The organism is Pseudacidovorax sp. (genome assembly GCF_017991995.1).
Classification (GTDB): domain Bacteria; phylum Pseudomonadota; class Gammaproteobacteria; order Burkholderiales; family Burkholderiaceae_C; genus Xenophilus.
In genome coordinates this window covers 408,575-423,246 of sequence record NZ_JAGOPN010000001.1, presented here as the reverse complement: position 1 = coordinate 423,246, position 14,672 = coordinate 408,575, and the positions used below count along the sequence as shown (strand labels likewise).

Genomic DNA, 14,672 nt, shown 5'->3' with positions numbered 1-14,672 from the left:
GTGTCCTTTCGTCGATGGCCGCAGCGCCGTCGAGCCAGTCGCTCAGCGAAGCGGCATTCCTCCCTCTCCCCTCGCGGGAGAGGGTTGGGGAGAGGGGGCAGGGCGCAGGCGTGGTCAGCATCTCAACCCCCGGTGACGGGGCGGATCACCTCGACCTCGTCGCCCGGCTGCAGGGCGCGGCCGGCATAGGCCGAGCGGGGCACGAAGTCGCGGTTGACGGCGGCGGCGAAGGGCGGGGCGGGGTCGAGCAGGGCGATGGCGTCGGCCAGCGTGGCGCCGTGAGGCAGCTCGCGTGGCTCGCCGTTGAGCAGGATGTTCATCATCGGGCGGGAAGGTGTTCGATGCCGATCTGCAGGCGCTCGGCCAGCGGCGATTCGCGGTGCTGCAGGCTCTGCATCGCGGCGTCGAGCATGGCGGGCGCGATCATGAAGCCGTGTCGGTAGAGGCCGTTGATCTGCAGCACCCGCTCGCCGAGCCAGCGCAGCGCGGGCAGGTTGTCGGGCAGGGTGGGGCGGCACTGGGCGGCGATCTCGACGATGCGCGCCTCGGCAAAGCCGCTGTGCACGGTGTAGGCGGCCGACAGCAGCTCCAGCACCGAGCGCACGCTGGGCGGAGACATGTCGTCCGATTCGATCTCGGTCGCGCCGATCACGAACAGGTGGTCCTGCTTGGGCGCGATGTAGATGGGGTAGCGCGGATGCACCAGGCGCGTGGGCCGCTGCAGCGTGACCTCGGGCGCATGGATGCGGGCCACTTCGCCGCGCACGCCGCGCACGGCCGGCCACTGGGCATGCGCGCCCAGGCCGCGGCAGTCGATGACGCGCTCGCGCGGGCCGGGGGACAGGTCCTGCGGGCTGCGGGCGCTGTGCCAGTGCAGGGTGACCCGGGGATGCGCCTCCAGCGCCTGCTGCAGCGCGGCAAGCAGCTGGCGGTTGTCGAGCTGGCCTTCGCCCGGCAGCAGCAGGCCCTGCATGAAGCGGCCGGCCAGGGCAGGTTCGGCCTCGGCAAGGGCTGTGGCGTCCAGCGACTGCGGCGCCGCCAGCGAGGGCTGCTGCGCCTGGTTGTGGACCAGGGTGCGGCCCAGGCGGCCGGCGTCGGCGGCGTCCTGCCGGTGCCAGACGACCAGTGTGCCGGCCTGCTGGAAGAACACCGGCGCCGGCAGCTCGGCCAGCAGCTGCGGCCACCGTCCGAGGGCATATTCGCCCATGCGCACCACCGACAGCGGCGCCACGGCCGATTCGGCGAGTGGCGCGAGCATGGCCGCCGCCACGCGGGCGGCGGCGCCCTGGGCATCAGGGCCCTGGGCCTCGTGCATTTCCACCGCGCAACCGGTGCGGGCGAGGCTGAGTGCCATCAGCCGGCCCATCAGGCCGCCGCCCAGTACCCAGGCCTTGTCGAAGTCCATCGTGGTGTCCGTCATCGAACGGCCCCCTTCACTGCTGCACGCATAATTTCCGCCCCATGACCCTTCCCACCCAGCGCTATGCGCGCGTGCTCACCATCGCCGGCTCCGACAGCGGCGGTGGCGCCGGCATCCAGGCCGATCTCAAGACCTTCGCCGCACTGGGCTGCTATGGCATGAGCGCCATCACGGCCCTCACTGCCCAGAACACCCGCGGCGTGAGCGGCATCCATGCCGTGCCGCCCGCCTTCCTCAAGGCCCAGCTGCAGGCCGTGATCGAGGACATCGGCGTCGATGCCGTCAAGCTGGGCATGCTGCATGCGCCCGAGGTGGTCGAGGTCGTCGCCTGGGCCATCGACCATTACCGCCTGCCCAACGTGGTGCTCGATCCGGTGATGGTCGCCACCAGCGGCGACCGGCTGATCGCCGCCGAGACGGTGGAGCGGCTGGTGGCCGAACTCTTCCCGCGTGCGGTGCTGATCACGCCCAACCTGGACGAGACGGCGCTGTTGGTGGGCCATGCGATTGCGGACGCCGATGCGCTGGATGGCGCCGCGGCCGAACTGCTGGCGCAGGGCGCCCAGGGCGTTCTGCTCAAGGGCGGACACCTGCCCGGCGACGAGGTCGTCGACCTGCTGGCCATGGCCGGCGGCGAGCGCCACCGCTACGCCGCACCGCGGATCCAGAGCCGCAACCTGCATGGCACGGGCTGCACGCTGTCCTCGGCCATCGCCTGCGGCCTGGCGCTGGGCAAGCCGCTGCCCGAGGCCGTGGCCCAGGCCCGCGACTATGTGCGTGGTGCCATGCAGGCCGGGGTGACCGTCAAGGTGGGCGAAGGCCACGGCCCGCTCAACCATGGGTTCGCACCGCAGCCGACGGTGCGCCTGCCGCTGTAGGCCGCGTCAGCCGGGCCAGCACGAAGGTCAGCAGCAGCGCCGGTAGGGCCGAGCCCCACTGCGGCGCCCAGGCCGCGCAGCCGTGGTAGACGGCGATGCCGGCGATCCACAGTGCGGCGGCGCTCAGGTCCACGTTGCGGCCGGCCGGCAAGGGCACGCCGCCACCGCCCAGCCGGCCCAGGATCACGCCGTACAGCGGCACGAACACAGAACTGAGCATGAGCAGGAAGGGCTCCAGCGCGTGCATGGGCAGCACCAGCGCCAGAGCCACGCAGACCAGCGCGATCAGCAGACCCCAGCGGCGCACGCTCCAGCGCGGGCGCAGACTGTGCATGGACACCGAGCCTGAGTACACGTCGCCATAGGCGTTGTCCAGCTCGTCGATGAGGATCAGGCCCAGCGCCACCAGGCCACCCTGGGCCAGCAGCAGTGCCATCACGAGCGTGGTACCGGGCGCCGCCGTGCTGGCCACCATCACGCCCAGCGCGTAGCACCAGAGGTTGGCCACCGCATAGCCGATCCAGGTGCCGGTGAAGGCGCCGCCCGGCTTGCCCGGCTGGGCGCGCTGGCCATGGCGCGCATAGTCGGCCACCAGCGGCAGCCAGGAGACGGGCATGGCGATCACCAGGTCCATGGCGCTGAACAGGCCCATGCTGCCGTCGCCCTGGCGCTGCCAGAAGGCCTCGAAGCCCTGCGCCTGCAGCCTGCCGGCGAACTGCCAGGTCAGCCAGATCAGCGACAGCACCACTAGCGGCAGGCCGAAGCGGCTGACGAAGCGCCGCACCAGCGACACCATCGAGCCCGACAGCAGCGCCAGCAGCACGGCGCCCCACAACAGCGTGGCAGCGAGCGCACCGCCCACGGAATCCAGCGACAGGCCGAAGGCCTGCTTGGCGATGGCCTGGGTGCCCTCGCGCATGATCACCAGCTCGAAGGTGGTCCAGCCGACCAGCTGCACGATGTTGAGCACCACGGGCAGCCGAGCGAACACGCTGCCGTAGGCCGAATGCATCAGGCCCGCGCTGGCCAGGCCGGTCTGGCAGCCCAGCCGCGCCGTCCACGCCAGCAGCCCGGCGCCGATCAGCGACCCGACCACGATGGCAACCACGGCATCGCGCGTGCCCACCGCCGGCACCAGGAAGGCGCCCACCTGCATCACCAGCAGGCCGACGCCCAAGCTGAACCACAGCGACAGGTGGTCGTGCCAGCGGAAGGCGCGGCGGGCGTCGGGCAGTGGGGTCAGCGCCTCGTTGGCGGGCGGGGTGGATGCGTCGTTCAAGGCCATGCGTCGTTGCTCCAGAGCGGTCGGGCACAAGAAGCACTGCCGACGGCACCGGCCCCTTCTGGCCCGGCGCAGGCCCATGCGGGCCACCGGAGCTGCTTCCCTGCGCGAGGATTACCTCAGGCCTGAAGCGCCTGAGGCGCTCCGCGGCTCCGGCTGGCCTTTGCACCTTGGACGATGCGTCGGGCCGGCCGAACAGGTTCAAAGGGTGTCTTCTCAGCCCGGCTTCCAGCGAAGCCCGGCACCCCTAGCGAAGGGCGGATTGTAAGAGTGGGAGGGCGGCGCGGCTTGCCACCCGTCAAGGCTGCGGCGCGGCGCGCAACAGTTCGCGAAGGCGGGTGCTGGTGGTGGTGTATTGCAGCGGCGGCACCTTGCCGTCGAACACCCGTTCGGCCACCGCCCAGGCGGCCAGGGTGGCCTCGTGGAAGGCGCTCACGATCAGCTTGCGCTTGCCGGGGTAGGTGTTGATGTCGCCGACGGCGTAGAGGCCGGCTTCGCGGGTCTGGAAGCGCTGGGTGTCGACGGGAATCTGCTTGCGTTCCAGTTCCAGCCCCCAGTCGGCGATGGGGCCGAGGCGGGGCGAGATGCCCTGGCAGACGACCAGCGCATCGAGCGTCAGGGCGCGGGATGTGCCTTCCGGCGTGTCGATGGTCAGCACGCTGCCGTCGAAGGCGCTGGGCTGACCGATGGCGATGTGGATGTCGGCCGCGTCGATGCGCTCGCGCAAGGCGGCGAGCAGCGCCTCATCGGCGCGGAAGACGTCGCGGCGGTGCAGCAGTGTCACCTCGCGTGCCACGCCAACGAGGCCCAGCGCCGCCTCCACGGCCGCTTCCTCACCGCCATGCACGACCACCGACTGGCCGGCGAAGCGTGACAGGTCCGACGGGTGGTAGAAGAGGCGGTGGCCCTCATGGGCTTCGGCGCCTTCGACGCCCAGCCTCTTGGGCACGAAGGCACCGACGCCCGCCGCGATCACGACGGCCTGCGCGCGGAAGACGGTGCCGGCCGAGGTGGTGGCCAGCCAATGGGAATCCGCATTGCCCGGTTGCTCGCGCTGTAGCGTCGCCACCTGCTCGCCGAGGTACATCGGCACGTCGAACGGCGCGATCTGCACCAGCAATGACTCGGCAAGCCCAGCCCCCGTAGTGACGGGCGTGCCGGGAATGTCGTAGATGGGTTTGTGGCCGTAGAGCTCGACACACTGGCCGCCCGCATGGGGCAGGGCGTCGACGATGCGGCAGGGAATTTCGAGCAGGCCCAGCTGGAAGGCCTGGAACAGGCCCGCCGGGCCGGCGCCGATGATGAGGGCGCCGGTGTCCAGGTGCGGGGAAGGGGCCTGGCCGGTCACGCGCTCAATCGGATCGGCTTACTTGACCAGTTCGGCCAGCTTGTTGGGCTTGTCTTTCCACTCGTCGGCATCGGGCAGCGCGGCCTTGCGCTTGGTGATGCTCTTCCAGCCGTCGGCCCGGGCCAGCTCGGCATTGAGCTTGATGAAGGCGAGCTGGTCAGCCGGCAGGTCTTCCTCGGCGTAGATGGCATTGGCCGGGCATTCGGGAATGCACACCGCGCAGTCGATGCACTCGTCCGGGTCGATCACCAGCATGTTCGGCCCCTCGCGGAAGCAGTCCACGGGACACACGTCGACGCAATCGGTGTACTTACAGCGGATGCAGTTCTCGGAAACGACGTGGGTCATGGCTGGATGGCTGGTGAAGGAGTCGGGAAAAACCCGAGATTGTAAAGGGCGGCCCATGCCTTCGCGGACATGGGCAGCACTGGCAACGGCGCCAGAAAGGATTTGAAGGTGCTCGGCGTGCCCGGTGCGAGGGCCGGGCATGGCCGCTCAGCGCACCAGAACGGCTGCGCAAGTGCGGTGCGAGGCCGTGTCGACCAGGACCAGCGATCCCAGCGTGCGCGAGGCGGTAAAGGGCTGCACGGCCAGTGGCTGCTGCAGGGCCAACACGACCTGGCCGATGGCATTGGCGTCCAGTTGCGTGGCGGCCTCGGCGCCCAGCGTGGCGATGTTGAGCCGGTCCACGATCTTCTGCACCTTGGCCTTGACCCAGCGGTGGCCCTGCAGCGCCCAGTAGACGCGGCCGGGCACCAGCGGCTCGTCGTCCAGCCAGGCAACCGTGGCAGTGATCTCGCGCGTCGGCTCGAAGGCGCCGGGTTCCAGCAGCCAGTCGCCGCGGGAGACGTCGACCTCGCGGTCCAGCACGATGCCGGCGCTGTGGCCGGCGGCCACGCCGTGCTCCCGGCGCACATGGTCGAGCACGCGGGCCACGGTGGCGGTCTGGCCGCTGGGCAGCACGGTCACGCGCTGGCCGGGCACCACCTGGCCGCCGCCGACGCGGCCCCAGAAGATGCGGCGGCCCTGGCTGGTGTCGGCCGACGACGAGAACTTCTCCACCCACTGCACCGGGAAGGTGAAGGGCTGCTGCGTCTCGGCGGCCGTCACGGGCAGCGCCTCCAGCAGTTCGAGCAGGCTCGGGCCTTCGTAGCCGGCCCAGCCGGCGGCGCCTTCACGGTGCGGCTCGGTCACGTTCCAGCCCTTGAGGGCGGAGATCGGCACGATGGCTTCCACGCGCACGCCGGCGGCGGCCGCGAAGTCGTTCAGCGCGCCCGAGATGCGCTCGAAGGCCAGCGCCGCATCGTCGATCGCGTCCAGCTTGTTGATGGCGACGACGATGGACTGCACGCGCAGCAGGTGGGCCAGCAGCATGTGGCGGCGGGTCTGCGGCAGGAGCTCGCGCACCACCACCTCGCCGTCGCCCACCTCGGCCGCCCAGGGCAGCTTGGTAGCGTCGACCAGCACCACCGCGGCATCGGCGCTGGAGGCCGCCGTCACCATGTTGCGGGTGTACTGCTCATGCCCCGGCGCGTCGCCGATGATGAACTTGCGCTTGGCGGTCGAGAAATAGCGGTAGGCGACGTCGATGGTGATGCCCTGCTCGCGCTCGGCCGAGAGGCCATCGGTCAGGAGCGCCAGGTCGGTCTCGCCGCCGCGCTGCACGCCGGCCAGCTGGTCGGCCAGCACGGCGCGGCTGTCCACCAGCAGGCGTCCGATGAGGGTGCTCTTGCCGTCGTCCACCGAGCCGCAGGTGATGAAGCGCAGGGCGGTGCCGGTGTCGGCGCTGTCGGTGTGAAGAGCGTCTGTGGAAGTCATGACAGTCATTAAGAGGTTCAAGCGGGCGGCGCGGTTCAGATCGGGAACACCCGCGGAACTGGCTTTGCCAGGCCGCAGGGTGTGCCCCCTTGAGGGGGGAGGCGGTTACACGAAGTGAGCAAGCAACGGGGGTGGGTTAGAAGTACCCGTCCTTCTTGCGCTTCTCCATGGAAGCGTCGGAGGTCTTGTCGTCCATGCGGGTGGCGCCGCGCTCGCTGACCTCGGCAGACAGCGTCTCGATCACCACATCAGCCGGACCGGCGGCCAGACTGGCCACCGGGCAGGTGCAGGTGATGTCGCCGACGGTGCGGAAGCGCACGTCGCGCAGCTCGACCGTCTCGCCGTCGCGTGCCGGCGTCAGCTCGGTGACGGGCACCAGCAGGCCGCGGCGCTCGACGATCTGGCGCTTGTGCGTGTAGTAGAGCGAGGGCAGCGCGATCTGCTCGCGCTCGATGTACTGCCACACGTCCAGCTCGGTCCAGTTGCTGATGGGGAAGACGCGGAAATGCTCGCCCGGCGCCAGGCGCGTGTTGAACAGCGTCCACAGTTCGGGGCGCTGGTCCTTGGGCTGCCATTGGCCGAAGGCGTCGCGGTGCGAAAAGATGCGTTCCTTCGCACGGGCCTTCTCTTCATCGCGGCGGGCGCCGCCGATCAGCGCGTCGAAGCGGAACTCCTCGATGGCCTCCAGCAGCGTGACCGACTGGTGCACGTTGCGCGACTCGCCGGGATGGGCCAGGCGCACCGTGCCGCGGGCCATCGAATCCTCGACGCTGCGCACGATCAGCTCGGCGCCCAGCTCCTTGGCGCGCTCGTCGCGGAAGTCCGTGACTTCGGGGAAGTTGTGCCCGGTGTCGATCATCAGTAGCGGATAGGGCAGGCGGCCGGCGCCGAAGGCCTTCTCGGCGCACTTGAGCAGCACCAGCGAATCCTTGCCGCCCGAGAACAGCAGCGCCGGCCGCTCGAAGGCCGCGGCCACCTCGCGCAGGATGAAGATGGCTTCTTCCTCCAGCGCGTCGAGGTGGGCGTTGGACAGGCGGGCCGTGGCGGAGGCAGCCAGGGCATCGGGCAGCAGCAGGTCGGCGTCGGTGCGGGCGTTCATGGGTCTGTGGGGCAAGAGGGATTCGGGAGGTGGACGGGGTGGATCAGTGCGCGATGTGAAGACCGCACTCGCGGTTGTCCTCGCCCTTCGTCGGGTCCACGTAGTCGAAGTTGTTGGGCAGGCCGTGCTGCACGCAGTAGTCGTGCAGGTCCTTGGACGACCAGTGCAGCAGCGGCGCCACCTTGATCAGGCCGTCGGGATTCACGCTGACGGGCTCCATCTGCGCGCGCACGGCCGTGTCGGTGGCGCGCAGCGCGGTGAACCAGACCTGGGGTGCCGTCTCGCGCAGGGCGCGGGCGAAGGGCTCCAGCTTGACCTCTTCGGTGAAGGCCGCGTGGCGCGGGTCGTCCAGCGCCGGCGTGGGGCCTTCGACGGCCTCGCGATGCGCGCGCGAGCGCAGCGGCAGGTAGATCTTCAGGTTCAGCTTGAGCTGCCGGGTCACCTCGTCGGCGAAGCGGTAGGTGGCCTCGGTGTTGTAGCCGTTGTCCATCCACACAACCGGCACGTCGGGCTGGGCGCGCGTCACCATGTGCAGGATCACGGCCTCGAAGGGTCGGAAGTTGGTGGTGACGATGGCCGGGCGGTGCAGGCCGATGGCCCAGTCCACCAGGCCCTGCGCATTGCGGCCCAGGCGGGCATTGACCTCGGCCAGGTCGAAGGCGGTGGAGTTCTGGACTTGGGAAGGAATGGCGTTCATGACTCGGGCTCTTTCGATCGGCACTGCGACGACGACAGCAATGCCCTGGGACCGAACTTTAGGGAGAGCCCTTATGAAACCAAACGATCTTTTTGTTCGCGCTTTATGCGGATAAGCATATTCACCGCTGTGGATGCGGGTTCTCGCGCGATGGGCGGCGAGACCTGGATAAGGCGCTGCCGGCTCGCTGGACGCCTGCATCGACCGACGCAGCCAAGAAAAAGCCGACCAGCGCCTGCAGGCGGTGGTTGGCTGTTCGGCGCGGTGAGGCTGAGGGGATCAGGCGTCGGCGCGCACGAAATGCGGCGCCGGCTGCACCGCATCGCCCTGGTAGAAGTCGGCGAAGCGCTCGAACTGGCGCTGGGCCTCGGCCACGTCCTTGCCTTCCTTGAGCACGGCGCTGGTGAAGCCCGTGCGCTGCATCTGCACCAGCTGGTCGATCAGCACGTCGCCGGTGGCGCGGATGTCGCCGGTGAAACCCAGGCGACGGCGCAGCAGGAAGGCCTGGCTGTAGGCCCGGCCGTCGGTGAACTTGGGAAAGTGCAGATCGATGCGCGTCACACCGCCCAGATCGGCTTCCCGGGGATCGGCGTCGTTGGGCAACTGCAGCACACGGCCGGTGGCGGCGTCGGCGTCGTGCTGGCCGGCCGAGAGGATGTTCAGGGTCTTGTTCATGCGTCTCTTCTCCCTCGGACTCAGGCGACTTCCTCGACCTTGAAGCGAGCGCCGTTGGCCGCCGCCTTGAAGGGCTCGTGGCCGACGCGGCGCAGCGTGTCGATGAAGGTTTCGCCCGCGTTGCGGGTGTCGCGGTAGGTGCCGAGCACGGCCTCGATCACGCCCGGCACTTCGGCCGCCGAGAAGGAGGGGCCGACCACCTTGCCGGCCTGGGCCGGGCCGCTCAGGTCCGAGCCGTCCGAGCCGGCCAGCGTCACCTGGTACCACTCCTTGCCGTCCTTGTCGACGCCGAGGATGCCGATGTGGCCGCTGTGGTGGTGGCCGCAGCTGTTGATGCAGCCGCTGATGTGCAGATCGATCTCGCCCAGGTCGTCGAGCTCATCCAGGTCCTGGTAGCGCTCGGTGATGGCCTCAGCGATGGGGATGGACCGCGCATTGGCCAGCGCGCAGAAGTCGCCGCCGGGGCAGGCGATCATGTCGGTCAGCAGATGCACGTTGGCACTGGCGAAGCCAGCGGCGCGAGCGGCCTGCCAGAGTTCGAACAGGTCTTCGGCATGCACCCAGGGCAGCAGCACGTTCTGGTCGTGCGTCACGCGCAGCTCGCCGGCCGAGAAGCGGTCGGCCAGTTCGGCCACGGTGTCGAGCTGGTCGGCCGAGGCATCACCGGGCGCCTGGCCGCGGCGCTTGAAGGAGAGGGTGACGGCGCGCAGCTGCGGGTTCTGGTGCGCGGCCACGTTGCGCTGCAGCCAGCGCGCGAACATCGGCTCGCGGTCCGCGGCCTGGCGCAGGGCGGCGTCGGCCTGCTCTGCCGGCAGGCCCGTGCGGCTGGCCAGCGCGGGCGGGACGAAGGAGGCGGCCACACGGTCGAACTCGGCCTGGCTGATCGTGTGCGGCGCCCCGTCGCGCTCGATCACGTCGCGGTACTCGGCCTCCACGTCGTCGATGTAGGCCTGGCCCTCGGACTTGACCAGGATCTTGATGCGCGCCTTGTACAGGTTGTCGCGGCGGCCGTAGCGGTTGTAGACCCGGATCACCGCTTCGAGGTAATTCATGATCTGGTTCCAGGGCAGGAACTCGCGCAGCACCGTGCCCACGATGGGCGTGCGGCCCATGCCGCCGCCCACGCGCACCTGGAAGCCGATTTCGCCGGCCTCGTTCTTCACCAGCTTGAGGCCCACGTCATGCCAGCCGGTGGCGGCGCGGTCTTCGGCAGCGCCGGTGATGGCGATCTTGAACTTGCGCGGCAGGAAGGCGAACTCGGGGTGCAGCGTGCTCCACTGCCGCATGATCTCGGCGTAGGGCCGCGGGTCGGCCACCTCGTCTACGGCCACGCCGGCGCGCTCGTCGGTCGTGATGTTGCGGATGCAGTTGCCGCTGGTCTGGATGCCGTGCATGTCCACGGTGGCCAGCAGCTCCATCACCTCGGCGCTCTTCGCCAGCGGAATCCAGTTGTACTGGACGTTCTGGCGCGTGGTGAAGTGGGCGTAGTGCGTGGGCAGCGACGTGGTGCCCAGGGCGCCCTGCGTTTCCAGGGCATGCCGATAGACCTCGGCCTCGGGCTCGTCGTATTCGCGGGCGATGCGGGCCAGGACGCGCACCTGGCGGCTGGAGAGTTCGCCATAGGGCACGGCGACGCGCAGCATGGGCGCATAACGCTGCACGTACCAGCCGTTCTGCAGGCGCAGCGGACGGAACTCGTCCTCGCTGAGGCTGCCCGCCTGCCAGCGCTCGAGCTGGTCGCGGTACTGTGCGGCGCGCTGGCGCACGAACTGGCGGTCGAAGTCTGTGTATTGGTACATCGTGTGTGGGAGGCAGTCGGCCACGCGGCACGGAGACACCGCGCGCGAAGGCGGCACTTTAGGGGCCGTCCTTATGAATGCAAACGATTTTCTGGTTCGCGCCTTATGCGCATAAGCTTATGCAGCCGCTCTGGTGCGGCCTGCAGCGTGGAAAACCGCCATGGCCGGATAAGGCGCCTCGGGCGAAACAGCCGCCGATTCTAGGAGGGCCTGCGCAGCCACGCGGGCCGCGTGGCCGGGCCGGCTTAGGCCATCCTGCATATGGTCGGTCCACGCAGCGGGCGGCATCATCCCGCCCCTCATGGGGCTGCGCCGAACGTCGATCACCGTGCCGAAGCTGATGCGGGCGTTTGCCGCGGCCGTTCTTCTGGTTTTTTCTGCGATCCCTGCGCTGGCGGCGGGGCCGGTGGCCATCGCGACGCTGGTCGAGGGCGAGGCCCATCTGCTGCGGGAGAGCGGTCGTTTCGTGCTGACGCCCGGCGTGGCGCTGCAACCCGGCGATCTGGTGGAAACGGCCGCCAATGCCCGCCTGCTGCGGCTCGAATACGCGGACGGCCCGGTGGTCGACCTGGGGCCGGCCAGCCAGGCGATGGTTGAAGCACGGCTCGGCCCCGGCAACCGCGGACCGGCGGCGCGGCTCTATCTCCGGAAAGGCTGGGCCAAACTGAGCAAGGCGCCCTCCGCCCGCGGCGTGGTCAGCCTGATGACGCCCGATGCGATCCTGACGGGGGAGGGCGGCAGTCAGGTCGTTCAGGCCGCGGACTCCCGCACCCAGGTCTTTGCCGAGTCGGGCAAGGCCAGGATCGAGGCCCGGGGCAAGCGCGATCAGGAGCCCATCGAGCTGGGGTCCGGACGGTTGTTCGACAGTGCGGACTGGACCGAGCGCCCGCGGCCGGACGCCGCCTTCGTCCGCGCGGTACCGCCCAGCTTCCTCGACCCGCTGCCGTTGCGCGCTGCGCGGTTCAAGGACCGCCCGGTCGACGCCGAGCGCGTGGGCGACCTGCGCTACGAGGACGTGGCCAGCTGGCTGCAGGCCGAGCCGGCGCTGCGAGCACGCCTGGCCGAGCGCTGGCGTGGCCTTGCGAAGAAGCCGGAATTCCGCGCCGCGCTGGCCGCCAACATCAGGCGCCATCCCGAGTGGGACCGGATCGTGTTTCCAGAGAAATATGTCAAGCCTCGTCCGCCGCCGGGGCCATCCCCGCCGCCGGCCGCGCCTGCCCGTTCCGCCTACTCACCGGGCCCCTCCGGCCGGTCGCCAACGATGCCATCCCCATGAAACTGCTGCTCAAGTTCAACCTGGTCTTCCTGCTCGTGTTCGCGGTCGGGCTGGGAGCGTCGGCCTACCTGGCGCGCGACCTGCTCCAGCGCGGCGCGCACGACGAGGTGGTGGAACAGGCGCGCCTCATCATGGAGAGCGCGGCGGCCGTCAGCACCTACACGGCCACGCAGGTTCAGCCGCTGCTGCAGAACCAGATGAAGTACACCTTCCTGCCGCAATCGGTGCCCGCCTATTCGGCCACCGAGATGGTCAATGCGCTGCGCGAGATGCACCCCGAGTACGCCTACAAGCCGGCCATGCTCAACCCCACCAATCCGCGCGACAGGGCGCAGGACTGGGAAGAGGACGTCATCGCCCGCTTCGCCAAGGACAAGGCGCTGACCGAGTTCATCGGCCAGCGCGATACCGCCTCGGGCCGGGCGCTGTTCGTCGCGCGCCCGATCCGCATCAGCAACCCGGCCTGCCTGAGCTGCCACAGCACGCCGGCGGCGGCGCCGGCCACGATGATCGAGAAGTACGGCCCAGCCAACGGCTTCGGCTGGACGCTGGGCGAGACGCTGGGCGCGCAGGTGGTCTCGGTGCCGATGTCGGTGCCCTTCGAGCGCGCATCGCAGGCCTTTGCGGTCGTGATGGGATCGCTGGCGGCGGTGTTCCTGCTGATCGGCGGCGCGCTCAACCTGATGCTGTGGAAGCTGGTCATCCAGCCCGTGACCCGTCTGTCGGCCCTGGCCGACCGCGTGAGCATGGGCGAGCTGGAAGCGCCCGAGTTCGCCGTGCGCAGCCGCGACGAGATCGGCACGCTGGCCGAATCCTTCGCCCGCATGCGGGCGAGCCTGGTGCAGGCCATGAAGATGCTGGACGTCTAGTGGCGGTGGGTTGGCTTTCGCCGTTGTGCGCGTCCGCTTGCCGCGGACCGCTGCGTCTGCATCGAGGCTGAGCCATGCAGCATCCACGCCGCCTCGGCAAGTACGACATCGTGGGCGTCCTGGGGGAGGGCGCCATGGGCGTCGTCTACAAGGCCCACGACCCGTTCATCGACCGGCAGGTCGCCATCAAGACGGTGCGCAAGGCACTGCTCGACTCCAGCGTCGCCGAGGACATGGCCGCGCGCTTCCGCAATGAAGCGCGCGCGGCGGGCCGGCTGTCGCACCCGGGCATCGTGCCCATCTACGAATACGGCGAGGACGACACCACCGCCTTCATCGCGATGGAGTTCGTCGAGGGCCGCGACCTGGCGCAGATCCTCGGCGCCACGCCGACGCTGCCCGAGGGCATGGCGATCCGCTTCATGCAGCAGCTGCTCGATGCACTCGGCAGCGCGCACCGCGCCGGCGTCTGGCACCGCGACATCAAGCCCGCCAACCTGATCGTGACCACCGACGGGCTACTGAAGGTGATGGACTTCGGCGTCGCCCGCATCGCCAGCGCCGCGCTCACCCAGGCGGCCTCGACCATCGGCACGCCCGGCTACATGGCGCCCGAGCAGTACATCGGCGAGACCATCGATCACCGGGTGGACCTGTTCGCTGCCGGCGTGCTGCTGTACCGCATGCTCAGCGGCCGCTCGCCCTTCGCCGCCGAGACGCCCGAGGCGGTCATGTACAAGGTGCTGCACCAGGACCCGGCGCCGCTGTCGACCCTGGAAGGCCTGAGCATCGCGTCCTCGCTGGACGCGGTGATCGCCCGCGCGCTGGCCAAGACGCCGCAGGCGCGCTTCGCCAGCGCGGCCGAGTTCCGTGACGCGCTGGCCGAGCGCAGCGCCGTCGCGGGGGGCACTACGGCCGACGACGCAACCGTCATCGCGGCCATGCCGTTGCGCGTGCGGCCGGCCAGCCCGGGTACCTCGCGGGGTCCCACTGGCTCGGCCATGCCTTCGCAGTGGGACGCGAGCAGCCTCGCGGCCGTGGAGGCAGCGCTGACCCGCTTCATGGGCCCCGTCGCCCGCGTGCTGGTGCGCGAGGCGGCCCGCACCAGCACCGACCTCCGGCAACTGCAGGACAGCGTCAGCCAGCACCTCCGCGATCCGCGGGAGCGTCAGCGCTTCGAGGCCTTGCTGAGCACAGGCATGGCGGGGGGCACCTCGGCAGGGACGCGCGCCGGGTCGTCCGCATCCGCCACGGGTGCGGTGTCATCGGCGGGCGCGTCCACCGCGGGTACCACCGCCGGCATCTCGGCCGGACTGAGCGACTACGCGAGCCGCGCGCTGGCCCGGCAGCTCGGCCCCATCGCCAAGGTGGTGGTCCGCAAGGCTGCCGCCTCGGCAAGCTCGCGCCAGGTCTTCTTCGACGTGCTGTGCCGGTCGGTCGAAGATCCTGCGCGGCGGGCGCAGCTGCAGGCCGAGCTGGGCCGGGCACCGGACGGACTCTGAGGCGCTTCG

General features: G+C 70.0%; 14 protein-coding genes. 4 read left to right on the top strand and 10 right to left on the bottom strand.

What is annotated here, in order from left to right:
• Positions 1 to 122: 122 nt before the first annotated feature.
• Positions 123 to 320 carry a sulfur carrier protein ThiS gene (gene thiS, locus KBC94_RS01970; RefSeq protein WP_294365973.1) on the bottom strand — a complete coding sequence of 66 codons (198 nt, stop codon included), beginning with the start codon at positions 318 to 320 and terminating at the stop codon, positions 123 to 125.
• The gene (locus KBC94_RS01965; RefSeq protein ID WP_294365744.1) at positions 320 to 1,420 is read right to left on the bottom strand and encodes an FAD-dependent oxidoreductase; all 1,101 of its coding nucleotides are present in this window, start codon (positions 1,418 to 1,420) and stop codon (positions 320 to 322) included. The genes thiS and KBC94_RS01965 overlap by 1 nt, the downstream gene beginning before the upstream one ends.
• Positions 1,421 to 1,461: 41 nt before the next feature.
• Here KBC94_RS01965 and thiD point away from each other — a divergent pair, with 41 nt between their 5' ends.
• A complete protein-coding gene (gene thiD, locus KBC94_RS01960; protein ID WP_294365743.1) occupies positions 1,462 to 2,298 on the top strand; it encodes a bifunctional hydroxymethylpyrimidine kinase/phosphomethylpyrimidine kinase in 837 nt (278 codons plus the stop codon).
• Here the strand turns inward: thiD and KBC94_RS01955 are convergent.
• From KBC94_RS01955 to KBC94_RS01920, 8 genes are all read right to left on the bottom strand, one after another.
• Positions 2,252 to 3,583, bottom strand: a complete 1,332-nt coding sequence (locus KBC94_RS01955) for a cytosine permease (protein ID WP_294365740.1) — start codon at positions 3,581 to 3,583, stop codon at positions 2,252 to 2,254. The genes thiD and KBC94_RS01955 overlap by 47 nt on opposite strands.
• 295 nt (positions 3,584 to 3,878) lie before the next feature.
• Positions 3,879 to 4,928, bottom strand: a complete 1,050-nt coding sequence (locus KBC94_RS01950; protein ID WP_294365738.1) for an NAD(P)/FAD-dependent oxidoreductase — start codon at positions 4,926 to 4,928, stop codon at positions 3,879 to 3,881.
• 18 nt (positions 4,929 to 4,946) lie between these two features.
• The gene (gene fdxA / locus KBC94_RS01945) at positions 4,947 to 5,276 is read right to left on the bottom strand and encodes a ferredoxin FdxA (RefSeq protein ID WP_043118085.1); all 330 of its coding nucleotides are present in this window, start codon (positions 5,274 to 5,276) and stop codon (positions 4,947 to 4,949) included.
• 147 nt (positions 5,277 to 5,423) lie between these two features.
• A complete protein-coding gene (locus tag KBC94_RS01940) occupies positions 5,424 to 6,755 on the bottom strand; it encodes a GTP-binding protein (RefSeq protein ID WP_294365729.1) in 1,332 nt (443 codons plus the stop codon).
• A gap of 127 nt (positions 6,756 to 6,882) precedes the next feature.
• Positions 6,883 to 7,845: a sulfate adenylyltransferase subunit CysD gene (gene cysD, locus KBC94_RS01935; RefSeq protein WP_294365727.1), complete on the bottom strand. Its 963-nt coding sequence runs from the start codon at positions 7,843 to 7,845 to the stop codon at positions 6,883 to 6,885.
• A gap of 43 nt (positions 7,846 to 7,888) precedes the next feature.
• Entirely contained in the window at positions 7,889 to 8,542 is a 654-nt protein-coding gene (locus KBC94_RS01930; protein WP_294365724.1) for a phosphoadenosine phosphosulfate reductase family protein, read from the bottom strand.
• A 279-nt stretch (positions 8,543 to 8,821) separates the two neighbouring features.
• A complete protein-coding gene (locus KBC94_RS01925; protein ID WP_294365722.1) occupies positions 8,822 to 9,217 on the bottom strand; it encodes a DUF934 domain-containing protein in 396 nt (131 codons plus the stop codon).
• Positions 9,218 to 9,237: 20 nt separating this feature from the next.
• Positions 9,238 to 11,016, bottom strand: coding sequence for a nitrite/sulfite reductase (locus KBC94_RS01920; protein WP_294365721.1), 1,779 nt, complete (start codon positions 11,014 to 11,016; stop codon positions 9,238 to 9,240).
• A gap of 301 nt (positions 11,017 to 11,317) precedes the next feature.
• Here KBC94_RS01920 and KBC94_RS01915 point away from each other — a divergent pair, with 301 nt between their 5' ends.
• From KBC94_RS01915 to KBC94_RS01905, 3 genes are all read left to right on the top strand, one after another.
• Positions 11,318 to 12,292: a hypothetical protein gene (locus tag KBC94_RS01915; RefSeq protein WP_294365719.1), complete on the top strand. Its 975-nt coding sequence runs from the start codon at positions 11,318 to 11,320 to the stop codon at positions 12,290 to 12,292.
• Positions 12,289 to 13,161 (top strand): DUF3365 domain-containing protein, encoded by an 873-nt coding sequence (locus KBC94_RS01910; RefSeq protein WP_294365716.1) that lies wholly within the window; start codon positions 12,289 to 12,291, stop codon positions 13,159 to 13,161. The genes KBC94_RS01915 and KBC94_RS01910 overlap by 4 nt, the downstream gene beginning before the upstream one ends.
• 74 nt (positions 13,162 to 13,235) lie before the next feature.
• On the top strand, positions 13,236 to 14,663 hold the full coding sequence (locus tag KBC94_RS01905) for a serine/threonine-protein kinase (RefSeq protein WP_294365713.1): 1,428 nt from the start codon (positions 13,236 to 13,238) through the stop codon (positions 14,661 to 14,663).
• Positions 14,664 to 14,672: the final 9 nt, after the last annotated feature.